The sequence below is a fragment of the Escherichia sp. KTE159 genome, from assembly GCF_000408805.1.
Taxonomy (GTDB): domain Bacteria; phylum Pseudomonadota; class Gammaproteobacteria; order Enterobacterales; family Enterobacteriaceae; genus Escherichia; species Escherichia marmotae.
The window spans coordinates 3394170-3420619 of sequence record NZ_KE137292.1 but is presented as its reverse complement, the minus strand read 5'-3'; the positions used below and the strand labels follow the sequence as shown (position 1 = coordinate 3420619).

Genomic DNA, 26450 nt, shown 5'->3' with positions numbered 1-26450 from the left:
TAACGCGATGAAAAGAAAACTATTCTGGATTTGTGCAGTGGCAATGGGGATGAGTGCATTCCCTTCTTACATGACGCATGCGACGCCTGCAACGCAACCACTGATCAATGCTGAGCCAGCCGTACCTACTCAGGCGGAGCAGAGCCCGCAGGTGGGGCAGGTGATGCCGGGCGTGCAGGGAGCGGATGCGCCAGTCGTCGCGCAGAACGGCCCTTCACGGGATGTGAAGCTGACTTTTGCGCAAATCGCGCCGCCGCCGGGCAGCATGGTGCTGCGTGGCATCAACCCGAACGGCAGTATTGAGTTTGGTATGCGCAGCGACGAAGTGGTAACGAAGGCGATGCTTAACCTTGAATATACGCCGTCGCCGTCATTGCTGCCTGTCCAGTCGCAGTTAAAGGTTTATCTGAATGATGAACTGATGGGTGTGCTGCCAGTGACCAAAGAACAGTTGGGTAAAAAGACACTGGCGCAAATGCCGATTAATCCGCTGTTTATTACCGACTTCAACCGCGTGCGGCTGGAGTTTGTCGGTCATTATCAGGATGTGTGCGAAAACCCGGCCAGCACCACACTTTGGCTGGATGTCGGACGCAGTAGTGGGCTGGATCTGACGTATCAATCACTGAATGTGAAAAATGACCTGTCGCACTTCCCGATACCGTTCTTCGACCCACGCGATAACCGTACTAATACGCTCCCGATGGTCTTTGCCGGTGCGCCGGATGTGGGGCTGCAACAGGCTTCCGCCATTGTTGCCTCGTGGTTTGGTTCCCGTTCCGGCTGGCGTGGGCAGAACTTCCCGGTACTCTATAATCAACTTCCTGATCGCAATGCCATTGTTTTTGCCACTAACGACAAACGCCCGGACTTCCTGCGCGATCATCCGGCAGTAAAAGCCCCGGTGATTGAGATGATCAACCATCCGGAAAATCCTTACGTCAAGCTGTTGGTGGTTTTTGGTCGTGACGACAAAGACCTGTTGCAGGCAGCGAAAGGTATCGCCCAGGGCAATATTCTGTTCCGCGGCGACAGCGTAGAAGTGAAAGAAGTCAAACCGCTGCTGCCACGTAAGCCGTACGATGCGCCGAACTGGGTGCGTACCGATCGTCCGGTCACCTTTGGCGAGCTGAAAACCTATGAAGAACAGTTACAGTCCAGCGGTCTGGAACCGGCAGCGATTAACGTCTCGCTAAACCTGCCGCCGGATCTCTATCTGATGCGTAGTACCGGTATCGATATGGATATCAACTATCGCTACACCACGCCGCCGGTGAAAGACAGTTCACGGATGGATATCAGCCTGAACAACCAGTTCCTGCAATCCTTCAATCTGAGTAGCAAACAGGAGGCAAATCGCCTGCTGCTGCGTATACCTGTGTTACAAGGCTTGTTGGATGGTAAAACCGATGTCTCGATTCCGGCGCTGAAACTGGGAGCCACCAACCAGTTACGCTTTGACTTTGAATACATGAACCCGATGCCGGGCGGTTCGGTGAATAACTGTATTACCTTCCAGCCGGTGCAGAATCACGTGGTGATTGGCGATGACTCCACCATCGACTTCTCGAAGTATTACCACTTTATACCGATGCCGGATTTGCGCGCGTTTGCTAACGCGGGCTTCCCGTTCAGCCGGATGGCGGATCTGTCGCAAACCATCACCGTGATGCCAAAAACGCCAAATGAAGCGCAGATGGAAACGCTGCTCAATACCGTTGGCTTTATTGGCGCACAGACGGGCTTCCCGGCGATTAACCTGACGGTGACCGATGACGGCAGCGCCATTCAGGGGAAAGACGCCGATATCATGATCATCGGCGGTATCCCTGAAAAACTGAAAGACGATAAGCAGATCGATATGTTGGTACAGGCCACAGAAAGCTGGGTGAAAACGCCGATGCGTCAGACGCCATTCCCGGGGATTGTGCCGGACGAAAACGACCGCGCGGCAGAAACCCAGTCAACGCTGACGTCTTCCGGCGCGATGGCGGCGGTGATTGGCTTCCAGTCACCGTATAACGACCAGCGCAGTGTGATTGCGCTGCTGGCGGACAGCCCTCGCGGTTATGAAATGCTTAACGATGCGGTGAACGACAGCGGCAAACGCGCCACCATGTTTGGCTCGGTAGCGGTGATCCGTGAATCTGGCGTAAACAGTTTGCGTGTCGGTGATATCTATTACGTCGGACATCTGCCGTGGTTCGAACGCTTGTGGTATGCACTGGCGAATCACCCGATTCTGCTGGCGGTGCTGGCGGCAATCAGCGTGGTGTTGCTGGCCTGGGTACTGTGGCGTCTGCTGCGTATCATCAGCCGTCGTCGTCTTAACCCGGATAATGAGTAATTGATGATGAATGTTTTGCGTAGTGGAATCGTGACGATGCTGCTGCTGGCTGCCTTTAGTGTTCAGGCTGCCTGCAGTTGGCCTGCCTGGGAGCAGTTCAAAAAGGATTACATCAGTCAGGAGGGGCGCGTCATTGACCCCAGTGATGCGCGCAAAATTACCACCTCCGAAGGGCAAAGTTACGGCATGTTCTTTGCCCTGGCGGCTAACGACCGTGCGGCTTTCGACAACCTTCTCGACTGGACGCAGAACAATCTCGCCCAGGGGTCATTAAAAGAACATTTGCCCGCCTGGCTATGGGGCAAGAAAGAAAACACGAAGTGGGAAGTGCTGGACAGTAACTCCGCCTCTGACGGCGATATCTGGATGGCCTGGTCACTGCTGGAAGCAGGACGATTGTGGAAAGAGCAACGCTATACCGACATCGGTAGCGCGTTGTTAAAACGCATTGCGCAAGAAGAAGTGGTGACGGTGCCAGGGTTGGGTTCCATGCTGTTACCGGGCAAAGTGGGCTTTGCTGAGGATAACACCTGGCGCTTTAACCCGAGTTACCTGCCTCCAACGCTGGCGCAGTATTTCACCCGCTTTGGCGCGCCGTGGACTACGCTGCGCGAAACCAATCAGCGCTTACTGCTGGAAACTGCACCGAAAGGTTTTTCGCCAGACTGGGTACGCTATGAGAAAGACAAAGGTTGGCAGTTAAAGCCGGAGAAAACGTTGATCAGCAGTTACGACGCTATTCGCGTCTATATGTGGGTCGGCATGATGCCGGATAGCGATCCGCAAAAAGCGCGGATGCTCAACCGTTTTAAACCGATGGCAACATTTACCGAGAAAAATGGTTATCCACCGGAGAAAGTTGATGTCGCGACGGGGAAAGCGCAGGGTAAAGGGCCAGTCGGTTTTTCTGCGGCTATGTTGCCGTTTCTTCAGAACCGTGATGCGCAGGCTGTACAGCGCCAGCGCGTAGCCGATAACTTTCCTGGTAGCGATGCCTATTACAACTATGTGTTGACCCTGTTTGGACAAGGCTGGGATCAACACCGTTTTCGCTTCTCGACAAAGGGTGAGTTATTACCTGACTGGGGCCTGGAATGCGCAAATTCACACTAAATATTCTTACGCTTTCCCTCGGTCTGGCTATGATGCCGATGGTCGAGGCGGCACCAACCGCCCAGCAACAGTTGCTGGAGCAGGTTCGGGTGGGCGAAGCTACCCATCGTGAAGACCTGGTGCAGCAGTCGCTGTATCGTCTGGAGCTTATCGATCCGAATAACCCGGATGTGGTTGCTGCTCGTTTTCGTTCATTATTACGTCAGGGAGACACTGACGGGGCGCAAAAACAGCTCGACCGACTGTCGCAATTAGCGCCGAGTTCAAATGCGTATAAATCGTCGCGTACCATCATGCTGCTTTCCACGGCAGATGGTCGTCAGGCACTGCAACAGGCGCGTTTACAGGCCACCACGGGGCACGCAGAAGAAGCCGTGGCAGGTTACAACAAACTGTTTAACGGAGCGCCGCCGGAAGGTGATATTGCCGTCGAGTACTGGAGTACAGTGGCGAAAATTCCGGCGCGTCGTGGCGAAGCGATTAATCAGCTAAAACGCATCAATGCGGATACACCGGGCAATACGGGGTTGCAAAACAATTTGGCGTTATTGCTGTTTAGCAGCGATCGCCGTGACGAAGGTTTTGCCGTGCTGGAACAGATGGCGAAATCCAACGCCGGGCGAGAGGGTGCCGCTAAAATCTGGTACGCACAGATAAAAGACATGCCTGTCAGTGATGCCAGCGTGCAGGCGCTGAAAAAATATCTCTCAATCTTTAGCGATGGCGATAGTGTGGCACTGGCGCAATCGCAACTGGCAGAACAACAAAAACAACTGGCCGATCCTAATTTCCGCGCTCGTGCGCAAGGTTTAGCCGCGGTGGATTCAGGCATGGCGGGTAAAGCTATTCCCGAACTGCAACAGGCGGTGCGCGCTAACCCGAAAGACAGTGAAGCTCTGGGGGCGCTGGGCCAGGCGTATTCCCAGAAAGGCGATCGCGCGAATGCGGTGGTGAATCTGGAAAAAGCCCTCGCGCTGGACCCGCACAGCAGCAACAATGACAAGTGGAACAGCCTGTTGAAAGTGAACCGCTACTGGCTGGCGATCCAGCAGGGTGATGCTGCGCTGAAAGCCAATAATCCAGAGCAGGCCGAACGGTTGTTCCGGCAGGCGCGCAGTGTTGATAACGCCGACAGCTATGCAGTGCTGGGACTGGGTGATGTGGCAATGGCGCGCAAAGATTACCCCGCCGCGGAACGTTATTATCAGCAGACGCTGCGCATGGACAGCAGCAACACCAACGCCGTGCGCGGACTGGCGAATATTTATCGCCAGCAGTCACCGGAAAAAGCCGAAGCGTTTATTGCCTCGCTCCCGGCCAGCCAGCGGCGCAGCGTTGATGACATCGAACGCAGCCTGCAAAACGATCGTCTGGCACAGCAGGCGGAGGCACTGGAAAATCAGGGCAAATGGGCGCAGGCGGCAGCGCTTCAGCGGCAACGGCTGGCGCTGGATCCCGGCAGTGTATGGATTACTTACCGGCTGTCGCAGGATCTCTGGCAGGCCGGGCAACGTAGCCAGGCCGATACCCTGATGCGCAATCTGGCACAGCAGAAACCAGACGATCCGGAGCAGGTTTACGCTTACGGGCTGTATCTCTCCGGTCACGATCAGGAGCGGGCGGCGCTGGCGCATATCAACAACCTGCCGCGCGCGCAGTGGAACAGCAATATTCAGGAGCTGGTTAATCGGCTGCAAAGCGATCAGGTGCTGGAAACCGCTAACCGTCTGCGGGAAAGCGGCAAAGAGGCCGAAGCGGAAGCGATGCTGCGCCAGCAACCACCTTCCACGCGCATTGACCTCACGCTGGCCGACTGGGCGCAGCAACGGCGTGATTACACCGCCGCCCGCGCTGCGTATCAGAATGTCCTTACGCGCGAGCCGAATAACATCGACGCCATTCTTGGCCTGACGGAAGTGGATATTGCTGCAGGCGACAAAGCGGCAGCGCGCAGCCAACTGGCGAAACTGCCCGCCACCGATAACGCGTCGCTGAACACGCAACGGCGTGTGGCGCTGGTGCAGGCACAGCTTGGCGATACCGCGGCGGCGCAGCAGACGTTTAACAGGCTGATCCCACAGGCAAAATCTCAACCACCGTCGATGGAAAGCGCGATGGTACTGCGCGATGGCGCGAGTTTTGAAGCGCAGGCGGGGGAACCGCAGCAGGCGCTGGAAACCTACAAAGACGCAATGGTCGCATCCGGTGTGGCGACAACGCGTCCGCAGGATAACGACACCTTTACCCGTCTGACCCGCAATGACGAGAAGGACGACTGGCTGAAACGCGGCGTGCGCAGCGATGCGGCGGACCTCTATCGTCAGCAGGATCTCAACGTCACCCTCGAACATGATTACTGGGGTTCGAGCGGTACTGGTGGCTATTCTGATCTGAAAGCGCACACCACCATGTTGCAGGTGGATGCGCCGTATTCCGACGGGCGAATGTTCTTCCGCAGTGATTTCGTCAATATGAACGTTGGCAGTTTCTCCGCCGACGCTGAGGGTAAATGGGATAACAACTGGGGCACCTGTACGTTACAGGATTGTAGCGGCAATCGCAGTCAGTCGGATTCCGGTGCCAGCGTTGCTGTCGGCTGGCGCAATGACGTCTGGAGCTGGGATATCGGCACCACGCCGATGGGCTTCAACGTGGTGGATGTCGTTGGCGGCATCAGTTACAGCGACGACGTGGGGCCGCTTGGTTACACCATTAACGCCCATCGTCGCCCCATCTCCAGTTCCTTGCTGGCCTTTGGCGGGCAAAAAGACTCCCCGGGCAACACCGGGAAAAAATGGGGCGGCGTGCGTGCTGATGGCGTGGGGCTAAGCCTGAGCTACGATAAAGGTGAAGCGAACGGCGTCTGGGCATCGCTTAGCGGCGACCAGTTAACCGGTAAAAATGTTGAAGATAACTGGCGCGTGCGCTGGATGACGGGCTATTACTATAAAGTCATCAACCAGAACAATCGCCGCGTCACCATTGGTCTGAACAATATGATCTGGCATTACGACAAAGACCTGAGTGGGTACTCACTCGGTCAGGGCGGTTACTACAGCCCGCAGGAATACCTGTCGTTTGCCGTACCGGTGATGTGGCGTGAGCGGACGGAAAACTGGTCGTGGGAGCTGGGTGCGTCTGGCTCGTGGTCGCATTCACGAACCAAAACCATGCCGCGTTATCCGCTGATGAACCTGATCCCGACTGACTGGAAAGACGATGCAGCCGGCCAGACCAACGACGGTGGCAGCAGTCAGGGCTTTGGCTACACGGCGCGGGCATTACTTGAACGCCGCGTCACATCCAACTGGTTTGTCGGTACGGCAATCGATATCCAGCAGGCGAAAGATTATGCGCCCAGCCATTTCCTGCTCTATGTACGGTATTCCGCCGCCGGATGGCAGGGCGACATGGATTTACCGCCGCAGCCGCTGATACCTTACGCCGACTGGTAAGTTTTCAGATAGCGCCTCTCTTAATGCCGCTGCGATCGGGTATACTCGGGCGGCAATCTGGGATTTCCGGGGGGAGACAATTTGCGCGTTAGTCGCTCGTTAACAATTAAGCAGATGGCAATGGTGGCGGCCGTTGTCATGGTATTCGTTTTTGTTTTTTGCACTGTTTTGCTGTTTCATCTGGTACAGCAGAACCGCTATAACACGGCTACGCAACTGGAAAGCATTGCTCGCTCTGTCCGCGAACCCTTATCTTCCGCCATTTTGAAAGGTGATATTCCGCAGGCGGAAGCTATTCTTGCCAGCATAAAACCGGCGGGTGTGGTCAGCCGCGCCGATGTTGTATTACCTAACCAGTTCCAGGCGCTACGTAAAAGTTTTATTCCAGAGCGCCCGGTGCCAGTGATGTTCACCCGATTGTTTGAGTTACCGGTACAAATCTCGCTGGGCGTCTACTCGCTGGAGCGTCCGGCCACCCCGCAGCCGATTGCCTATCTGGTGTTACAGGCAGATTCCTTCCGCATGTACAAGTTCGTGATGAGCACCGTCTCTACGTTAGTGACCATTTACTTACTTTTGTCACTCATCCTGACGGTGGCGATTAGCTGGTGCATTAACCGACTGATATTACATCCTTTACGTAATATTGCTCGCGAACTAAACGCCATTCCACCGCAAGAGATTGTTGGTCATCAACTGGCCTTGCCGCGTCTGCATCAGGACGACGAAATCGGTATGCTGGTGCGCAGTTACAACCTTAATCAGCAATTGTTGCAGCGCCATTATGAAGAACAGTGCGAAAATGCGATGCGCTTCCCGGTGTCGGATTTGCCAAACAAAGCCTTGCTGATGGAGATGCTGGAGCAGGTGGTTGCACGTAAACAAACCACCGCACTGATGATCATCACTTGTGAAACGCTGCGTGATACCGCAGGCGTGCTGAAAGAGGCGCAGCGGGAAATCCTGCTACTGACGCTGGTGGAGAAAATCAAATCTGTGCTGTCGCCACGCATGATCCTCGCACAGGTCAGCGGCTATGACTTCGCTGTTATCGCTAACGGCGTACAGGAGCCGTGGCACGCTATCACATTAGGTCAGCAAGTGCTTACTATCATGAGCGAGCGTTTGCCAATTGAACGTATTCAACTGCGTCCACACTGTAGCATTGGTGTGGCGATGTTCTATGGCGATCTTACTGCCGAACAACTTTATGGTCGTGCTATTTCAGCGGCGTTTACTGCTCGTCATAAAGGGAAGAATCAAATTCAGTTCTATGATCCGCAGCAGATGGAAGAAGCTCAACAGCGGCTGACGGAAGAGAGCGATATCCTTAATGCACTGGAAAATCATCAGTTTGCTATTTGGTTGCAGCCACAGGTGGAGATGACCAGTGGCAAATTAGTCAGTGCGGAAGTGTTGTTGCGTATCCAGCAACCGGATGGTAGTTGGGAATTGCCGGATGGGCTAATCGATCGAATTGAGTCCTGTGGACTGATGGTTACCGTTGGTCATTGGGTGCTGGAGGAGTCCTGTCGGCTGCTTGCCGCCTGGCAAGAGCGCGGCATTATGCTGCCGTTGTCGGTGAACCTCTCGGCGCTACAGCTTATGCACCCGAATATGGTGCCGGATATGCTGGAGTTGTTAACCCGCTATCGCATTCAGCCGGGAACGCTGATTCTGGAAGTGACAGAGAGTCGACGTATTGATGACCCGCAAGCGGCGGTGGCGATCCTCCGTCCGCTGCGAAATGCCGGAGTACAGGTGGCACTGGATGATTTCGGCATGGGTTACGCAGGGCTACGTCAGTTGCAGCATATGAAATCGTTGCCAATAGACGTGCTGAAAATCGACAAAATGTTCGTTGAAGGCTTGCCAGAAGATAGCAGCATGATTACCGCAATTATCATGCTGGCGCAAAGTCTGAACCTACAAATGATTGCCGAAGGCGTGGAGACTGAAGCGCAACGCGACTGGCTGGCAAAAGCGGGCGTGGGTATTGCCCAGGGCTTCCTTTTTGCACGGCCACTCCCCATTGAAATCTTCGAAGAGAGTTACCTGGAAGATAAATAACTACCCCAAACTGATTACAAAACTTTAAAAAGTGCTGGTTTGTGCGAGCCAGCTCAAACTTTTTAACCTTTTTGTTTCAATTATGATCCAGGTACATTTCTGTGATGTTGTCTGGGTGTTATTTTAAGGCCGCAGGTACACCATAACCTTACAAGACCTGTGGTTTTACTAAAGGACACCCTATGAAGACCTCTCTGTTTAAAAGCCTTTACTTTCAGGTCCTGACAGCGATAGCCATTGGTATTCTCCTTGGCCATTTCTATCCTGAAATAGGCGAGCAAATGAAACCGCTTGGCGACGGATTCGTTAAGCTCATTAAGATGATCATCGCTCCCGTCATCTTTTGTACTGTCGTAACTGGCATTGCGGGCATGGAAAGCATGAAGGCGGTCGGTCGTACCGGCGCTGTCGCACTGCTTTACTTTGAAGTTGTCAGTACCATCGCGCTGATTATTGGTCTTATCATCGTTAACGTCGTGCAGCCTGGTGCCGGAATGAACGTCGATCCGGCAAGTCTTGATGCGAAAGCGGTCGCGGTTTACGCCGCGCAGGCGAAAGATCAGGGCATTGTCGCCTTCATTATGGATGTCATCCCGGCGAGTGTTATTGGCGCATTTGCCAGCGGTAACATCCTGCAGGTGCTGTTGTTTGCCGTCCTGTTTGGTTTTGCGCTCCATCGTTTGGGTAGCAAAGGCCAACTGATTTTTAACGTTATCGAAAGTTTCTCACAGGTCATCTTCGGCATTATCAATATGATCATGCGCCTGGCACCCATTGGTGCGTTTGGGGCGATGGCGTTTACTATCGGTAAATACGGCGTCGGCACACTGGTGCAACTGGGGCAGCTCATTATCTGCTTCTACATCACCTGTATCCTGTTTGTGGTGCTGGTACTGGGTTCAATCGCTAAAGCGACCGGTTTCAGTATCTTCAAATTTATCCGTTATATCCGTGAAGAATTGCTGATTGTTTTGGGGACGTCTTCTTCCGAGTCAGCGCTGCCGCGTATGCTCGACAAGATGGAGAAACTCGGTTGCCGGAAATCGGTGGTGGGGTTGGTTATCCCAACAGGCTACTCGTTTAATCTTGACGGAACATCGATATACTTGACGATGGCGGCGGTGTTTATCGCCCAGGCCACCAACAGTGAGATGGATATCGTCCACCAAATCACGCTGTTAGTTGTGTTGCTGCTTTCTTCCAAAGGGGCGGCAGGGGTAACGGGCAGTGGCTTTATCGTGCTGGCGGCGACGCTTTCAGCCGTGGGTCATTTACCGGTGGCTGGTCTGGCGCTGATCCTCGGCATCGACCGCTTTATGTCGGAAGCTCGTGCGCTGACTAATCTTGTCGGTAATGGTGTCGCAACTATCGTGGTAGCGAAGTGGGTTAAAGAACTGGACCACAAAAAACTGGATGATGTGCTGAATAATCGTGCGCCGGATGGCAAAACGCACGAATTATCCTCTTAATCTCACTACTTATGCCCGCACTCCCTTCCCCGAGTGCGGGTGTTTGCGCATAATTGACCCCTGTGCCCGAACTGACCCCCTGGGTGAGTTCGGGTTTATTTCACTTCCTCCGTGACATTTTCATGTTCTTGCGGTCTAACACGAAGTGTTTTTAACGTCATTCAGACTGACCGACAACGGGCAGTCTTTTATTACCAGGATAGTTGATCAGGGGTTCACATGCAGGGCACAAAAATTCGACTTTTAGCGGGCGGTTTGCTGGTGATGGCCACTGCTGGCTATGTGCAGGCAGATGCGCTCCAGCCTGATCCAGCATGGCAACAGGGGACGCTCTCCAACGGTTTACAGTGGCAAGTGCTGACCACGCCTCAGCGTCCCAGCGATCGTGTTGAAATTCGCCTGCTGGTTAATACCGGTTCGCTCGCTGAAAGTACACAACAGAGCGGTTACAGCCACGCTATTCCTCGTATTGCGCTAACGCAAAGCGGTGGCCTGGAAGCAGCACAGGCACGCTCATTGTGGCAACAGGGGATCGACCCTAAGCGTCCAATGCCGCCGGTGATCGTCTCTTATGACACCACGCTGTTTAATCTTAGTTTGCCAAATAACCGTAACGACCTGCTGAAAGAAGCGCTCTCTTATCTGGCGAATACGACCGGCAAGCTGACCATCACGCCAGAAACGGTAAACCATGCGTTGCAAAGCCAGGACATGGTGGCAACCTGGCCAGCCGACACCAAAGAAGGCTGGTGGCGCTATCGTTTGAAAGGATCTACCTTGCTAGGTCACGATCCTGCTGATTCGCTGAAACAACCCGTTGAGGCGGCGAAAATTAAAGATTTCTACCAGAAATGGTACACCCCAGATGCTATGACGCTGCTGGTGGTGGGTAATGTTGATGCGCGCTCGGTTGTCGACCAAATCAACAAAACCTTTGGCGAATTGAAAGGCAAACGTGAAACACCGGCACCAGTGCCGACGCTTTCTCCGCTGCGCGCCGAAGCGGTAAGCATTATGACTGACGCAGTGCGTCAGGACCGGTTATCCATTATGTGGGATACGCCGTGGCAGCCGATTCGTGAGTCAGCGGCGCTCCTGCGCTACTGGCGTGCTGATCTGGCCCGTGAGGCGCTGTTCTGGCATGTTCAGCAAGCACTAAGCGCCAATAACAGCAAAGATATCGGCCTCGGTTTTGACTGCCGTGTGCTGTATCAGCGTGCGCAATGTGCCATCAACATCGAGTCGCCAAACGACAAACTGAACAGCAACCTGAATCTGGTTGCGCGTGAACTGGCGAAAGTTCGTGATAAAGGCCTGCCAGAAGAAGAGTTCAACGCTCTGGTTGCGCAAAAGAAACTGGAGTTACAGAAACTGTTTGCTGCTTATGCGCGAGCTGATACCGATATTCTGATGGGGCAGCGGATGCGTTCACTGCAAAATCAGGTCGTCGATATCGCGCCAGAGCAATATCAGAAACTGCGTCAGGATTTTCTTAACAGCCTGACGGTAGAAATGTTAAATCAGGATCTGCGTCAGCAGTTGTCGAACGACATGGCGTTAATTCTGTTGCAGCCGAAAGGTGAGCCGGAATTTAACATGAAAGGATTGCAGGCCGCCTGGGATCAAATCATGGCACCATCTACTGCGGCTGCCGCCACATCTGTAGCCGCAGATGATGTGCATCCTGAAGTGACGGATATTCCACCCGCACAGTAATGCCTGATGGTGATGAGTTAGCACAACCATCAGGCATTTATGGAAGAGCTGGATAGAGGAGTAACACTTTATCCAGCCTTTTGCATATGCTGTTTTTACGCTGGCATCGCCTCACGCGGGATAATCGCGCCGCGATACTGAATCACGGTGCTGGCAGTCAAATGCCCGCGTTTTGCCGCTTCTTCTGCACTGCCGCCGGTAAGGCGTACAGCCAAATAACCGGCGCTGAAAGAGTCGCCCGCAGCGGTGGTATCGATCACTTTTTCTTTCGGCAGTTTTACCGCCGGAACGTCCACTAACCCTTCGCCCACAATGGACACCAGGCAAGAATCTGCGCCGCGTTTCACCACCACTTCTTTCACGCCCGCGTTATGGATACGCGCAATGACGTCTTCCACCGGCTGTTGACCCCACAGCGCATCTTCATCATCCAGCGTCAGGAAAGCGATGTCCGTGCATTCCAGCATTTGCTGGTAGACCTGCTGCGTCTCTTCTTTGCTGGCCCACAGGCGTGGACGGTAGTTATTGTCAAAAATTACTTTCCCGCCATTGGCGCGGCATTCGCGCAGCAGAGAAAGCAGTTTTTCGCGACTGGTGGGGCTTAAGATCGCCAGGCTAATGCCGCTCAGATAGAGATAATCAAAATTCGCCAGTTCTGCACAAATCGCCGCCGATTGCTCGCTCTCCAGCCAGAATTTGGCCGCGGCTTCGTTACGCCAGTAGTAGAAAGTCCGTTCGCCGGTGCTGTCGGTTTCAATGTAATAAAGACCCGGCAGACGGTTTTCCATCCGTTGGGTCAGGGAAGTATCGACGTTCTCTCCGTGCCAGGCGTCCAGCATCTGCTGACTAAAACTGTCCGTTCCCAGCGCCGTTACGTAATGAACGGTTAATGCCGCAGGATCGACCTGACGAGCGATGTAGACGGAAGTGTTCAGGGTATCGCCGCCGAAACCGCGCTTAACGTCTGCGCCTTTCTCGGAAAGCTCAATCATGCATTCGCCAATCACGGCAATCTTTTTGGACATAGTCGTGAACCTGATCTGTAAAAAATTAGCGTTAGTTTGCGCTGCGGTGGTTTGTTGGTCAACTATATTAAAACACTGTTCCATTATTTTTTTGAGCCAGAACGTATTCCTGAGAAATTCCGTCGTTGCGCGGGCAAATTAACTCCTCTCTGGCGGTAAAGTTCTGCCGTAGCGCGCCGATAATATTTGTCGAGTCCGGCCAGTATCACTTTTAAACACAGGACATCTTCGATGATAAGGCAGGTTATCCAGCGAATAAGCAACCCTGAAGCAAGCATCGAGAGCTTGCAGGAACGGCGTTTTTGGTTGCAATGTGAGCGAGCTTACACCTGGCAGCCGATTTACCAGACTTCCGGGCGATTGATGGCCGTGGAGCTTTTAACGGTTGTCACGCATCCCGATAATCCTTTGCAACGACTGCCGCCAGATCGTTATTTTGCCGAAATCACCGTCAGGCATCGGATGGATGTGGTGAAAGAACAGATTGATTTACTAGCGAAAAAAGCCGCGTTCTTTGCTGAGCACGGTCTGCTGGCATCGGTTAATATTGATGGTCCTACACTTCTCGCCCTGCGTCAGCGGCCGGAGATTTTACGCCAGATTGACCGTCTTCCCTGGCTGCGCTTTGAACTGGTGGAACACATCCGCCTGCCGAAAGATTCAACATTTGCCTCAATGTGCGAATTTGGCCCGCTGTGGCTGGATGATTTTGGCACCGGGATGGCAAACTTTTCTGCGCTAAGTGAAGTGCGTTATGACTACATCAAAATCGCTCGCGAGTTGTTTGTGATGCTGCGCCAGTCTCCGGAAGGCCGCACGCTCTTTTCCCAGCTTTTGCATTTGATGAACCGCTACTGCCGCGGCGTGATTGTCGAAGGTGTCGAGACTGAGGAAGAATGGGGCGATGTGCAAAATTCTCCCGCATTCGCTGCACAAGGCTGGTTTCTTTCGCGCCCTGCGCCGATAGAAACGCTGGATTCAGTGGCGCTGGCTCTGTAAGCCGCCTCATTTTTCGCCTGGCTGGACTATCTTTAGGACTGGCACAGGAAGAACATGAGGAAGCGAACTATGAGCAAGGCAGGCAAAATAACCGCTGCGATTTCAGGGGCTTTCTTGTTGTTGGTCGTCGTGGCGATCATTTTGATTGCGACTTTTGACTGGAATCGTCTCAAACCGACCATCAACCAGAAAGTCTCTGCGGAATTGAATCGCCCCTTCGCTATTCGTGGCGATCTGGGCGTGGTGTGGGAGCGGCAAAAACAAGAAACCGGCTGGCGTAGCTGGGTGCCGTGGCCTCATGTGCACGCAGAAGACATCATTCTCGGCAACCCGCCGGATATTCCCGAAGTAACGATGGTGCATTTGCCGCGCGTAGAAGCGACGCTGGCTCCGCTGGCGCTGCTGACCAAAACGGTCTGGTTGCCGTGGATCAAGCTGGAAAAGCCTGATGCGCGCCTGATTCGCCTCTCTGAAAAGAACAACAACTGGACGTTCAACCTCGGCAACGATGACAACAAAGACGCGAATGCAAAACCATCGGCGTGGTCGTTTCGGCTGGATAATATTCTGTTCGATCAAGGGCGGATCGCTATTGATGACAAAGTAAGCAAAGCGGATCTGGAGATTTTTGTTGATCCGTTAGGCAAGCCGTTGCCGTTCAGCGAAGTGACCGGATCGAAAGGTAAAACGGATCAAGAAAAGGTGGGCGATTACGTTTTTGGCCTGAAAGCACAAGGGCGCTATAACGGCGAACCACTCATGGGGACGGGTAAAATTGGCGGTATGCTAGCGCTGCGTGGTGAAGGGACACCGTTTCCGGTACAGGCTGATTTTCGCTCCGGTAACACCCGTGTCGCTTTTGATGGCGTGGTGAATGACCCAATGAAAATGGGCGGCGTCGATTTACGGCTTAAATTTTATGGCGATTCGCTGGGTGATCTCTACGAACTGACCGGCGTTCTGTTGCCCGATACGCCGCCGTTTGAAACCGATGGCCGACTGGTAGCGAAAATCGACACTGAAAAATCGTCGGTCTTTGATTATCGCGGCTTTAACGGGCGCATTGGTGATAGCGATATTCACGGTTCTCTGGTCTACACCACCGGCAAACCACGACCAAAACTGGAAGGTGACGTCGAGTCGCGGCAGTTACGGCTGGCAGATCTGGGGCCGTTGATTGGCGTTGATTCCGGGAAAGGTGCGGAAAAGTCGAAACGGTCTGAACAGAAGAAGGGCGAAAAGAATGTTCAGCCTGCGGGCAAAGTGCTGCCATATGACCGCTTCGAAACCGATAAATGGGATGCGATGGATGCCGATGTCCGTTTTAAAGGTCGGCGCATTGAGCATGGCAGCAGTCTGCCGATTAGCGATCTTTCTACCCATATCATCCTCAAAAACGCCGACCTGCGCCTGCAACCGCTGAAATTTGGCATGGCGGGCGGCAGTATTGCGGCGAACATTCATCTGGAAGGGGATAAAAAACCGATGCAGGGTCGGGCGGATATTCAGGCTCGTCGGCTGAAACTGAAAGCGTTGATGCCGGATGTGGCGCTGATGCAGAAAACACTGGGTGAAATGAACGGCGATGCTGAACTACGCGGTAGCGGCAACTCGGTGGCGGCGCTGCTGGGAAATAGTAATGGCAACCTGAAACTGTTGATGAATGACGGGCTGGTGAGCCGTAACCTGATGGAGATTGTCGGCTTGAACGTCGGTAACTACATTGTCGGTGCGATTTTTGGTGATGACGAGGTGCGGATGAACTGCGCGGCGGCGAATCTGGATATTGCCAACGGCGTGGTGCGTCCGCAGATTTTTGCTTTCGATACTGAGAATGCGTTGATTAATGTTACCGGCACGGCAAGTTTTGCTTCGGAGCAACTGGATTTAACTGTCGATCCAGAGAGCAAAGGTATTCGGATTATCACGCTGCGTTCGCCGCTGTATGTCCGCGGAACGTTCAAAAATCCGCAGGCAGGGGTGAAAGCAGGGCCGTTGATTGCCCGTGGTGCTGTTGCGGCAGCACTGGCAACGCTGGTGACACCTGCGGCGGCATTACTGGCGTTGATATCACCTTCAGAAGGTGAAGCTAATCAGTGCCGGATGATTTTGTCGCAGATGAAGAAGTGATGATAATTGCCGGATGTCTGGCATCCGGCAATTAAACAGATTTAGATTGTTGGCAAAGTGTGCTTTGTTCATGCCGGATGCGGCGTGAACGCCTTATCCGGCCTACTAATCCTTGTGAATTCAATACATTGTATGGAAATTCAGGCCTGATAAGCGTAGCGCATCAGGCTTTTCACTCTTATTACAACGACTGATGTCGCGTCTCATGCGTCAGCAGCAGAGCGATTAGCGTCAAGCCGGCCATCGCCGCCAGATATAACCCTACCGCACCTAACCCGTAGTGAGTCTGCAGCCAGGCCGCGATATACGGTGCAACGGAAGCCCCGAGAATCGACGATACGTTGTAAGAGAATGATGCTCCGGTGTAACGCACTTCCGTTGGGAACAGCTCTGGCAACAGCGCGCCCATTGGCCCGAAGGTCAGCCCCATCAGACTTAACCCCAGCAGCAGGAAGGCAAAAACCAGAATCGGGTTGCCAGAACCGAGCAGCGGGTTAAAGGCGAACAGTGCGAACAGGATGATCAGTGTGGTGATGATTACCATGCTTTTACGACGACCAAAGGCATCAGCCAGCAATCCGGCTACCGGCACCATCACGCCAAAACCGATTACTGCCATCATCAGCATCCACAGCACTTCATTTCGCGGCAGGCCAAGCCCGACTGGTGCGGCGGCGGTACTGAAGGTCATTGAATAGACGGTCATGATGTAAAACAGCGTATAGGTCGCCAGCATGATAAAGGTGCCGAGTACCGTAACGCGTACGTGTTTGGTCAGCAGCGTACCCAGCGGGATCTTCACCTGCTTTTTCGCTTTAGCGACTTTCTCAAACACCGGCGACTCATGCAGCGACACGCGAACATACAGGCCGATAATCACCAGCACCGCCGAGAAGATAAACGGCACGCGCCAGCCCCAGCTCATAAACTGCTCGTCGGTTAGCAGCCAGGAAAGCAGCAGGAAAGTGCCGTTGGCAAAGAAGAAGCCAATCGGTGCGCCCAACTGCGGGAAGGAGCCATACAGCGCACGTTTACGCGGCGGCGCATTTTCGGTCGCCAGCAGCGCTGCGCCGCCCCATTCACCGCCTAATCCCAGGCCCTGACCAAATCGAGCCAGCGCCAGCAGCAGCGGGGCGAAAATACCAATCGTTGCGTAGCCAGGCAGCAGGCCGATGACCACCGTCGAAATTCCCATCGTTAGCAAAGAGGCGACCAGCGTCGCTTTACGCCCAACGCGATCGCCAAAATGACCAAACACGGCAGAGCCGATGGGGCGCGCGACGAAAGCGATAGCGAAGGTCGCGAGCGACTGTAGTGTCGCCGCCGCCGGATCGCCCTGCGGGAAGAAGATATGCGGGAATACAATAACGGCCGCAGTGGCGTAAATGTAGAAGTCGAAAAACTCAATGGCCGTGCCAATGAGGGAGGCGACAAGGACTTTATTACGCGAGTTGATCGGCGTGTATTCTTGCTCGTTGTCGAGTGTTGTGGCTGTTGCTTGCATAATTTTTTCTTATTTTTTGTCTAACGAATAGCCATATTACGCACAGCAAAAGTGATATTTCAATGTGTAACAAACCACGAAAACGACTAAAAACCAGGCAAAAAGGGGATAATGTTTAGGCTGGTGATTTTTCTTCTATGAAATGCTTCACATAATTTCATAAATAGTCGATAAAACTGGTTTTAGGTTAAATAAAAGTTACCAACTGGATTTATATGCTGAGCTTATGAGTTGGCATGAAATTGTTTGCTCCTGAAGCGATACTGAAAAGGCGAAGGGGGAAGAGTTTCAGGAGGTTATGTGCGCGTTATAGCCGGATGCGATGCTGGAGCATCTTACCCGGCCAGGGGGAGCCAGACCGAATAAATTCGTAGGCCGGATAAAGCGTTTGCGCCGCATCCGGCATATTTTAATGTTGTGTTTTACCCGGCATTCGCGGGTCATCTTTGTACTCGGCGGTGGCAATCCACGCCGCGCAAAACAGCGTCAGACGGGCGAAGAAGTAGAAAAATGCCATCAGCCCCAGCACGGAACCAAAGGCTGCGCCGGAGGGGGATTTCATCAGCGATGGCAGGGTGTAGGTCATCACAATTTTAATCACTTCAAAACCAATAGCTGCGATGAATGTCCCGCGAATTAGCGCCTTTTTCCGTGGGCGGTGACGCGGCAGCCGCCAGAAGATCCAGAAGAAAAGCAGATAGTTGGCGAAGATGGAAATCGCCAGGCCAATCAATCGCCACGTCGGTTTCAGCCACTCAATGCTATTAAGGTGTAATGCGCTAATAATCATTTGCTGCGCAGAACCGGCAACGGAGGTGATTGAGAGCGTCACAATCAGCGCAATCAACAAGCCAATCAGCGAAATAAAATCACGCAGATATTTAACCCAGAATTTTTCTTGATCTTGCGGCGAACGTTCCCAGACATCACGCGACTGGGCGCGAATCGCTTCACGTAAATTGCCCATCCAGTTGATGCCGGAATAAAGTGCCACCGCCAGGCCAACAAGACCTACGGTAGTACGCTGCTGAACAGCGGTGTTGATGGTGTTTTTCAACGTGGCGGCAAGCGTTGGATCGCTGATGTTTTGCAGAATTTTGTCGAAGATATCCTGTAACAGCATCGGATGCGAAGCCAGCACAAAACCCCCAGCGGCAAACGACACCATCAAAATCGGGATCATCGACAAAAACGAGAAATAGGTGATCGCTGCGCCAAACTGATTACCCAGTCGATCGTTAAAGCGTTCAGTCGCGCGAATCAGGTGCGCGATGATCGGTTGGCGTTGGACTTTTTCGGCGGTGGTGGTGACAGTTTCCAGCACCTGGCTGACTTTGCCGCCTTTATCGCTATTATCCAGATGCTTAATCGGCTCATGCTCCAGATCCTGGGTGGGACGTTTGATCTCGTTTTCCTGCGTCATCCGCTCTTTAGTCCTTCAGTCGTTGTCTGTCTTAAAAAGTATAGTCGGTCAGTCCAGGTGCTCTTTCATTACGCCTGCAACCCACTGCATAAACAGGTTTACACGGCGGGAAAGCTCCCGACGCTGAGGGTAAACCAGGGAAATGGAGAGTGGAGCGGCGCGATAGCTGGGCAACACTTCAATAAGCCGTCCGGCGCGCAGGGCTTCGCGCACGGCGATGCGGGGGATCTGAATAATCCCCAGCCCCGCCAGACCGGCGGCGAGATAGGTTTCGCTACTGTTTACCGTCAACATGCCGCCGGACTTAAACCACTGGACGCCATGACCACTGGCGACCTCAAAACCCAATGGGTGCACGCCCAGATGTGGCGTGTAATGCACTACCGCGTGTGAAGTCAGATCGTCGGGATTTTGCGGATAACCAAAGCGCGTCAGATAGTGCGGACTGGCACAGTTGACCATCGTCAGTTTGCCGAGTGGACGGGTGATGAGTCCATCGTCGGGTAACGTACCTGTGCGAACCACACAATCAAAGCCATCATGAAGAATATCTACCTGACGGTCGCTGCTGCTTAATTCGAGTTCAATACCCGGATACTGATACAGAAAATCGGGTAACCGCGGCAGCAACAAATTTTTCGCCATTCCGACCGGGATATCGACGCGCAATTTACCGCTGATGCTGGTGGTATCCTGCAAAAACAGGCCGTCCAGTTCGTTGAGATTACTCAACACATCTTTCGCCCGTTGATAATAGGTCATACCATCCGGCGTCAGTTGTACCCGCCGCGTGGTACGCTGGAGGAGCTGGGTGCCAAGCTGGTTTTCCAGTGCCTGGATTTGACGCGAGACGCTACCTTTCGGCAGAGCAAAGAAATCTGCCGCGCGGGAAAAACTTTCCAGCTCCGCGACTTTGATGAACAACTGCATTGCGTGAATTTTATCCATTTCTTTGACCGATTGTTGTTCACAGCGAAACAGTAACGCGCATATCGCATTATTTATTGTTTTTTCTAACATCTAATGCATGATTTCACAACGGTGCAACGCAGAAAGTGAGGATATTTTAGAGAATAAAGGGTGGATTAGCGTTCCCTGAATAGAGAAATAACCAGCAGAAGGTCATAATTTTGACTCATTTCATAAAATGCACAAACAGCGTATTGCGGATTAGTGCGCAATCTAATCATTTTCTTTAACCGTAGACGTTATTAAAACGAGCGATAAATCTACTTTACTTGCCTGAATGCGGTGCAAAATATAAGGAATTCCTTAAGAATTTTTTAAATAGTGCCCTCGACATGTAATTTCGGGCATTTAGCTGTAACTATTTATATCGGTAACTATTTTCTACGTTTCATCTCTGTAGAATGGCCACCGCCAAATGGCGAATTCTTATTTTGTCTCTCGGGTAATACCCTTCCACTACTTAAGTCTTTTTAACGTATTCAGGTGGAGATTCAGTAATGCAAATAATCATGTTTGACAGGCAGTCAATATTTATTCATGGAATGAAAATCAGTTTACAACAGCGTATTCCAGGGGTAGGTATTCAGGGCGTCAGTCAGGCAGATGAGCTATGGCAAAGACTTGAAAGCTATCCCGAAGCCTTAGTGATGTTGGATGGCGATCAAGACGGTGAATTTTGCCAGTGGTTATTGCAAAAAACCGTGGTGCAATTTCCTGATATTAAAGTGTTAATCACGGCGACGGATTGCAACAAACGATGGTTGCAGGAGGTTATCCACTTTAATGTGATGGCCATTGTGCCGCGTGATTCAACCGTTGAGACGTTCGTATTGGCGGTAAATAGTGCGGTGATGGGCATGATGTTTCTGCCCGGCGACTGGCGAACAGCGCCGGAAAAAGAGTCGAAAGATCTCGCATCATTAAGCGCCCGCCAGCGGGAAATTTTAACCATGCTGGCGGCAGGCGAATCGAATAAAGAGATTGGCCGGGCGTTAAATATCAGCACCGGAACGGTAAAGGCGCATCTGGAATCGCTTTATCGACGTCTGGAAGTGAAAAACCGAACCCAGGCGGCAATGATGTTAAATATCTCCTCCTGAAGAGGATAATTTTACAGCCAGCAGGATATTAGCGGCTGGCTGTAAAAAATATTACGGTTCGCCGTATAAACCAATTAAACGGCGTGCCACACCGTTGGTCCAGCCAAACCCGTCCTGTAACGGATATTCACCGCCGCCGCCTTCGCGGGAGATACCATCGGCAATATGGTATTTCTCGATCAGTTTGTGGTGTTCCTGGTAGAACTGATTCACCGTCTTCAGCCAGCTACGAGCGATCTCATCACCCAGATGGTCATCTCCGTACATTTTAAATCCCTGAATCGCCATCCATTGTAACGGTGCCCAGCCGTTGGGTTTATCCCACTGCTCACCGGTTTCATACTCGCTTGCCAGAATCCCGCCTGGTGTCAGTAAACGGCTTCGCACGGCATTTGCCAGACGATCGGCCTGTTCGTGGTTTGCCATGCCGACATATAACGGCACGATGGCCGCAGCGGAAAAGAGAGCCTGTTGTTCGCGCCGCCAGTCGTAATCGCGGTAGATTCCGTTTTCATCATCCCAGAGATAACGGTTTACCGCATCGCGGCGGGCGCTGGCTTTTTGGCGAAACAGCGCTTCTGTCTCTCTATCACCTTTCAGCGCCGAGATGTTGGCGATGGTACTCTCCAGTTTAAACAGGAAAGCGTTCAGGTCGATGGGGATGAACTGGGTGGTGCGAATACTCGCCAGACGACCCGCGTCACGCAGCCAGCGGGAGGAGTAATCCCAGCCAGAAGCCGCGCCCGCACGTAAATCGCGATACACTTCGTTGGGGGGGCGACCGGAATGTTTTGCGGTTTCTACGTCCTCAAGCCAGGATTCGTCGCGCGGTGTGTCACGGTCATCCCAGTAGCGGTTAAGCAGCGAACCGTCCGGCATCCTAACAACATGGCGATAGGCCTGATTGGGGATCAGCGATTCTGCACCGTCCATCCAGAAGGCATATTCCATTTTCAGATGATCAAGATAACGGCGTGCGCCGCGTACCCCATCTTCTTCAAACAGCTCCACCATCAGAGCGAAAACCGGTGGCTGTGAGCGGCTCAAATAGTAGGTGCGGTTGCCGTTGGGGATGTGGCCGTAGTTTTCGATCATCCAGGCGAAGTTATCGGCCATGCATTTCAGTAAATCTTCGCGTCCGCTTTCCGCCAGCCCCAGCATGGTGAAATAGGAATCCCAGTAGTAGGTTTCGCTAAAACGGCCTCCGGGGACAATGTACGACTGCGGCAGCGCCAGCAGAGAAGACCACGGGATGTGATCTTGCGGTTCGCGGGTTAACACTGGCCATAGCTGGTCGATATGCTCTTTTAGTGAGTTTTGTGGGTCCGATACATACTCGCTGGAGTAGACTTCCGGTAACCAGAAGTGATTTTCAACGAATCGGCGCAAGTCAAAATCACGGTGGCGGCGAACCTTACGGTAGCGGATTAATATATCCAGCGGGTCCATTTTCGGCGCACAATCGGGAAAGGTTTTACTGTCGGGGAAAATTTTTGCCGACTGAACATGTTCGAACAGTTCGAGATAGCGGTCAGCAGGCGTTAGCGCGTCAGAGGCAGGCAATCCCTCAATCATTTCGGGTTCTGGCTCTGCCTCGAGCATCTCATCCAGTTTTAATTCATACGGATCCAGCTCATAACAGAGATCGACTTCGATCGTCAGTTCGTCTGGATTAGGGGTTTGAATTTTCTGATTGAGCATAAGGATCCGACCTCCGAAATTCGTCGCTAATTATCGGGCTTTCCTTTAAGGGTAGTCATTCGTTCCGCCTGGTGGGCGACAAAGCGTGCGGTAGATCACGTTTATTAATGGAGAAAAAATATAACTCACTAATATTCAAAGAGAATATTATATATGTTGTTTCCCGTCATTCTTCACTTTCGGAATATTCATGTAATCTGTTGAGAAATCAGGATATGTCATTGTTGTTACGAATAAGAGTAGCGGCTACCTGTGTAACAATGCAGAAGGTCACCAACTTTTTTGTAATTAAAATAAAAATTAATAAAGAAATGCCAAAATATACATTTGTTTTAATAAGCTATAAATATAATATTATTAGCGATAACTGATTATATAAATAACGTTATTTCACTCTTAGGATTTTGTTATTTAAATTACACCGGCAACTCCTTGCGTCTATTACAGATAAATCCTACTTTTTTATTGCCTTCAAATAAATTTAAGGAGTTCGAAATGGACCAGAAGTTGTTAACGGATTTCCGCTCAGAACTACTAGATTCACGTTTTGGCGCAAAGGCAATTTCCACTATCGCGGAATCGAAACGTTTTCCGCTGCATGAAATACGCGATGACATCGCATTCCAGATTATCAATGATGAATTATTTCTCGACGGTAACGCCCGTCAGAATCTGGCGACTTTCTGCCAGACCTGGGACGATGAAAATGTCCATAAATTGATGGATTTGTCGATAAATAAAAACTGGATCGACAAAGAAGAATACCCGCAATCTGCAGCAATTGACCTGCGTTGCGTAAACATGGTTGCTGATCTGTGGCACGCGCCTGCGCCGAAAAACGGTCAGGCCGTTGGCACCAACACCATTGGTTCTTCCGAGGCCTGTATGCTCGGCGGGATGGCGATGAAATGGCGTTGGCGCAAGCGTATGGAAGCCGCAGGTAAACCGACCGATAAACCAAACCTGGTGTGCGGTCCTGTGCAAATCTGCTGGCATAAATTCGCCCGTTACTGGGATGTGGAACTGCGTGAGATCCCTATGCGCCCCGGTCAGTTGTTTATGGATCCGAAACGGATGATTGAGGCCTGCGACGAAAACACCATCGGCGTGGTGCCGACTTTCGGCGTGACCTACACCGGTAACTATGAGTTCCCGCAACCGCTGCACGATGCGCTGGATAAGTTCCAGGCCGACACCGGTATCGACATCGATATGCATATCGACGCTGCCAGCGGTGGCTTCCTGGCACCGTTCGTCGCCCCGGATATCGTCTGGGACTTCCGCCTGCCACGCGTGAAATCGATCAGTGCTTCTGGTCATAAATTTGGTCTGGCTCCGCTGGGCTGCGGCTGGGTTATCTGGCGTGACGAAGAAGCACTGCCGAAAGAGCTGGTGTTTAACGTTGACTATCTCGGCGGGCAAATCGGGACTTTTGCCATCAACTTCTCGCGTCCGGCGGGTCAGGTGATTGCCCAGTACTATGAATTCCTGCGCCTCGGTCGTGAAGGCTACACCAAAGTGCAGAACGCCTCTTATCAGGTCGCCACTTACCTGGCGGATGAAATCGCTAAACTGGGACCGTATGAGTTCATCTGCACCGGTCGCCCGGACGAAGGTATCCCGGCGGTTTGCTTCAAACTGAAAGACGGGGAAGATCCGGGATACACCCTGTATGACCTCTCTGAACGTCTGCGCCTGCGCGGCTGGCAGGTTCCAGCCTTCACCCTTGGCGGTGAAGCCACTGACATCGTGGTGATGCGTATTATGTGTCGTCGTGGCTTCGAAATGGACTTCGCTGAACTGTTGCTGGAAGACTACAAAGCCTCCCTGAAATACCTCAGCGATCACCCGAAACTGCAGGGTATTGCCCAGCAGAACAGCTTTAAACATACCTGATAACAGGGCGTTATAATAATCTTTGCCCCGGTTTGAAAACCGGGGCATACGTTCATTAGCGCAATATTAATATTATATTGATTTTGTATTCATGGCGTTGTTAAGTTGTATCTAATATAAATCTTTCTAAAATCAAACAAAATGACGCCAGTAGATCATTTGTTTTGTATTAATCTCCTTACGTTGGTACTTTCGATTTTTTATTATAAATTCAATGCTCTTACACAATTTTCCTTCACATTTAATCAATTCCCCTGTCAAAATTGTTTAAATTTATTTGCCAATAAATTTGACTTAAGATGGCGGCGTGCTACATTAATAATCAGTAATATATTTATGTTATATTAAGTCAACTATGCAATCACAATATGGGAATTGTTTAATTGCGTACGCAAAACATAAATTTATTCTCACTATGTTGAATGGTGAATATCGCTGCTTTAATGGTGGTGATGTGGTTTTTGCGGATGCAAGCCAGATCTTGATTGATAAGTGTGTAGGTAACGTCGTATTAGTCACGAAGGACACACTTTCACTATTTCTCCCGATGCTCAAGGAGGAGACGCTAAATCTTTATACCTATAAAAAAGCTCCTTCGTTAGTTGTTCATCATTGTTCCAGAGAGATCCCTGTTTTTCAGGAAGTTGTACATCTTTCGCAAAATCAAGATCTCCGCTATGGTGAGATATTACGTAAAAGAGCATTAACATTTGCGTTATTGTCTATTTTTCTTGAAGATAAACAGTTTATACCACTGCTTATGAATATTTTGCGACCGAATATGCGAACGCGGGTTTGCACGGTCATCAATAATAATATTGCTCATGAATGGTCATTAGCACAGATTGCCAGTGAGTTATTGGTGAGTCCGAGTTTGTTAAAGAAAAAATTGCGTGAAGAAGAGACATCGTATTCACAGTTACTGACTGAATGTAGAATGCAGCGGGCGTTGCAACTGATTGTTGTTCATGGTTTTCCAATAAAACGAGTAGCCGTATCCTGCGGTTATAACAGTGCGTCGTATTTTATTTATGTCTTTCGAAACTATTATGGTATGACGCCGACAGAGTATCAGGAGCGAATAGCGCAGGGAATACTGAATGGTGACCCGATAGCAAGTTTTGTTGGGCAGGGAAATTTTTACAGTTCTGAACGCCATGCTGAAGGGATAAGACTCTGATTCTTTACTCAGACATAAAAAAAACCCGGCATAGGGGACCGGGAAGAGGATAGTCTGCCGTCTCCAGACTAATAAACCGTTATAACGCTCCTTGTTGACACGGGAAACTTTGTGCTCTCAGTAAATAAAATATAACTTTAATTGTCGATAATATCAGCCATTTTTTTATAAACATAAGCTATACGCTTTCTTAAAATATATTGCTGACGCATTTACTTATTAGTAATTAGCTGTTATGTACACTGCGCTATGGCTGGCTTTTGGTCCTACCAATTTTGGCAGTTTTGGCTCACGGAGTGAATCATTCATCATTTCATTTGTATACTGAAATTGTAATGTTCGTGGTAATGGAA

16 protein-coding genes are annotated in these 26450 nt (G+C 51.6%); 11 read left to right on the top strand and 5 right to left on the bottom strand.

The window, feature by feature from the left end:
• The first annotated feature begins 7 nt into the window (after positions 1 to 7).
• The 6 genes from bcsB to A31E_RS05540 all read left to right on the top strand — a co-directional run bounded on the left by bcsB (position 8) and on the right by A31E_RS05540 (position 12170).
• Positions 8 to 2347: a cellulose biosynthesis cyclic di-GMP-binding regulatory protein BcsB gene (gene bcsB, locus A31E_RS05515; RefSeq protein ID WP_010377576.1), complete on the top strand. Its 2340-nt coding sequence runs from the start codon at positions 8 to 10 to the stop codon at positions 2345 to 2347.
• A 6-nt stretch (positions 2348 to 2353) separates the two neighbouring features.
• Complete coding sequence (gene bcsZ, locus A31E_RS05520; protein ID WP_001517308.1) at positions 2354 to 3460, top strand: cellulose synthase complex periplasmic endoglucanase BcsZ; 1107 nt, start codon at positions 2354 to 2356, stop codon at positions 3458 to 3460.
• Positions 3442 to 6915: a cellulose synthase complex outer membrane protein BcsC gene (gene bcsC / locus A31E_RS05525; RefSeq protein WP_016249327.1), complete on the top strand. Its 3474-nt coding sequence runs from the start codon at positions 3442 to 3444 to the stop codon at positions 6913 to 6915. Before bcsZ ends, bcsC begins: the two co-directional genes overlap by 19 nt.
• An 81-nt stretch (positions 6916 to 6996) precedes the next feature.
• On the top strand, positions 6997 to 8985 hold the full coding sequence (gene hmsP / locus A31E_RS05530) for a biofilm formation regulator HmsP (RefSeq protein WP_001266370.1): 1989 nt from the start codon (positions 6997 to 6999) through the stop codon (positions 8983 to 8985).
• 182 nt (positions 8986 to 9167) lie between these two features.
• Positions 9168 to 10454: a C4-dicarboxylate transporter DctC gene (gene dctA, locus A31E_RS05535; protein WP_000858222.1), complete on the top strand. Its 1287-nt coding sequence runs from the start codon at positions 9168 to 9170 to the stop codon at positions 10452 to 10454.
• A 219-nt stretch (positions 10455 to 10673) separates the two neighbouring features.
• Positions 10674 to 12170 carry a M16 family metallopeptidase gene (locus A31E_RS05540; RefSeq protein WP_001163174.1) on the top strand — a complete coding sequence of 499 codons (1497 nt, stop codon included), beginning with the start codon at positions 10674 to 10676 and terminating at the stop codon, positions 12168 to 12170.
• 95 nt (positions 12171 to 12265) lie between these two features.
• On the opposite strand, the gene kdgK is transcribed toward A31E_RS05540, so the two are convergent.
• Positions 12266 to 13195, bottom strand: coding sequence for a 2-dehydro-3-deoxygluconokinase (gene kdgK, locus A31E_RS05545; protein ID WP_016249326.1), 930 nt, complete (start codon positions 13193 to 13195; stop codon positions 12266 to 12268).
• 231 nt (positions 13196 to 13426) lie between these two features.
• Between kdgK and pdeH the strand changes: the two genes are divergently transcribed.
• Positions 13427 to 14194 carry a cyclic-guanylate-specific phosphodiesterase gene (gene pdeH, locus A31E_RS05550; protein ID WP_000621117.1) on the top strand — a complete coding sequence of 256 codons (768 nt, stop codon included), beginning with the start codon at positions 13427 to 13429 and terminating at the stop codon, positions 14192 to 14194.
• A gap of 69 nt (positions 14195 to 14263) precedes the next feature.
• Entirely contained in the window at positions 14264 to 16324 is a 2061-nt protein-coding gene (locus A31E_RS05555; protein ID WP_016249325.1) for an AsmA family protein, read from the top strand.
• Positions 16325 to 16505: 181 nt separating this feature from the next.
• On the opposite strand, the gene A31E_RS05560 is transcribed toward A31E_RS05555, so the two are convergent.
• The 3 genes from A31E_RS05560 to A31E_RS05570 form a co-directional block, all read right to left on the bottom strand.
• Positions 16506 to 17828, bottom strand: a complete 1323-nt coding sequence (locus A31E_RS05560) for an MFS transporter (RefSeq protein ID WP_001149022.1) — start codon at positions 17826 to 17828, stop codon at positions 16506 to 16508.
• Positions 17829 to 18237: 409 nt separating this feature from the next.
• Positions 18238 to 19251 (bottom strand): inner membrane protein YhjD, encoded by a 1014-nt coding sequence (yhjD, locus tag A31E_RS05565; protein ID WP_000191245.1) that lies wholly within the window; start codon positions 19249 to 19251, stop codon positions 18238 to 18240.
• 48 nt (positions 19252 to 19299) lie between these two features.
• A complete protein-coding gene (locus A31E_RS05570; RefSeq protein ID WP_032159445.1) occupies positions 19300 to 20199 on the bottom strand; it encodes a LysR family transcriptional regulator in 900 nt (299 codons plus the stop codon).
• 518 nt (positions 20200 to 20717) lie between these two features.
• On the opposite strand from A31E_RS05570, the gene A31E_RS05575 reads away from it, so the two are divergent.
• Entirely contained in the window at positions 20718 to 21320 is a 603-nt protein-coding gene (locus tag A31E_RS05575) for a helix-turn-helix transcriptional regulator (protein ID WP_001165765.1), read from the top strand.
• 51 nt (positions 21321 to 21371) lie between these two features.
• On the opposite strand, the gene A31E_RS05580 is transcribed toward A31E_RS05575, so the two are convergent.
• Positions 21372 to 23021, bottom strand: a complete 1650-nt coding sequence (locus A31E_RS05580) for an alpha,alpha-trehalase (RefSeq protein WP_001517298.1) — start codon at positions 23019 to 23021, stop codon at positions 21372 to 21374.
• A gap of 495 nt (positions 23022 to 23516) precedes the next feature.
• Between A31E_RS05580 and A31E_RS05585 the strand changes: the two genes are divergently transcribed.
• Together A31E_RS05585 and gadX are read left to right on the top strand one after the other, a co-directional pair.
• Positions 23517 to 24917 (top strand): glutamate decarboxylase, encoded by a 1401-nt coding sequence (locus A31E_RS05585; protein WP_001517297.1) that lies wholly within the window; start codon positions 23517 to 23519, stop codon positions 24915 to 24917.
• A gap of 355 nt (positions 24918 to 25272) precedes the next feature.
• Positions 25273 to 26097 (top strand): DNA-binding transcriptional regulator GadX, encoded by an 825-nt coding sequence (gadX, locus tag A31E_RS05590; protein ID WP_001191824.1) that lies wholly within the window; start codon positions 25273 to 25275, stop codon positions 26095 to 26097.
• Positions 26098 to 26450: the final 353 nt, after the last annotated feature.

Bases quoted from the DNA above. Each gene is read 5' to 3' on its own strand.
- A31E_RS05580 (WP_001517298.1), bottom strand. From the start codon at position 23,021: ATGCTCAATCAGAAAATTCAAACCCCTAATCCAGACGAACTGACGATC.
- dctA (WP_000858222.1), top strand. From the start codon at position 9,168: ATGAAGACCTCTCTGTTTAAAAGCCTTTACTTTCAGGTCCTGACAGCG.
- A31E_RS05560 (WP_001149022.1), bottom strand. From the start codon at position 17,828: ATGCAAGCAACAGCCACAACACTCGACAACGAGCAAGAATACACGCCG.
- A31E_RS05575 (WP_001165765.1), top strand. From the start codon at position 20,718: ATGCAAATAATCATGTTTGACAGGCAGTCAATATTTATTCATGGAATG.
- A31E_RS05585 (WP_001517297.1), top strand. From the start codon at position 23,517: ATGGACCAGAAGTTGTTAACGGATTTCCGCTCAGAACTACTAGATTCA.
- A31E_RS05555 (WP_016249325.1), top strand. From the start codon at position 14,264: ATGAGCAAGGCAGGCAAAATAACCGCTGCGATTTCAGGGGCTTTCTTG.
- pdeH (WP_000621117.1), top strand. From the start codon at position 13,427: ATGATAAGGCAGGTTATCCAGCGAATAAGCAACCCTGAAGCAAGCATC.
- bcsZ (WP_001517308.1), top strand. From the start codon at position 2,354: ATGAATGTTTTGCGTAGTGGAATCGTGACGATGCTGCTGCTGGCTGCC.
- gadX (WP_001191824.1), top strand. From the start codon at position 25,273: ATGCAATCACAATATGGGAATTGTTTAATTGCGTACGCAAAACATAAA.
- A31E_RS05540 (WP_001163174.1), top strand. From the start codon at position 10,674: ATGCAGGGCACAAAAATTCGACTTTTAGCGGGCGGTTTGCTGGTGATG.
- bcsB (WP_010377576.1), top strand. From the start codon at position 8: ATGAAAAGAAAACTATTCTGGATTTGTGCAGTGGCAATGGGGATGAGT.
- kdgK (WP_016249326.1), bottom strand. From the start codon at position 13,195: ATGTCCAAAAAGATTGCCGTGATTGGCGAATGCATGATTGAGCTTTCC.
- yhjD (WP_000191245.1), bottom strand. From the start codon at position 19,251: ATGACGCAGGAAAACGAGATCAAACGTCCCACCCAGGATCTGGAGCAT.
- bcsC (WP_016249327.1), top strand. From the start codon at position 3,442: ATGCGCAAATTCACACTAAATATTCTTACGCTTTCCCTCGGTCTGGCT.
- A31E_RS05570 (WP_032159445.1), bottom strand. From the start codon at position 20,199: ATGGATAAAATTCACGCAATGCAGTTGTTCATCAAAGTCGCGGAGCTG.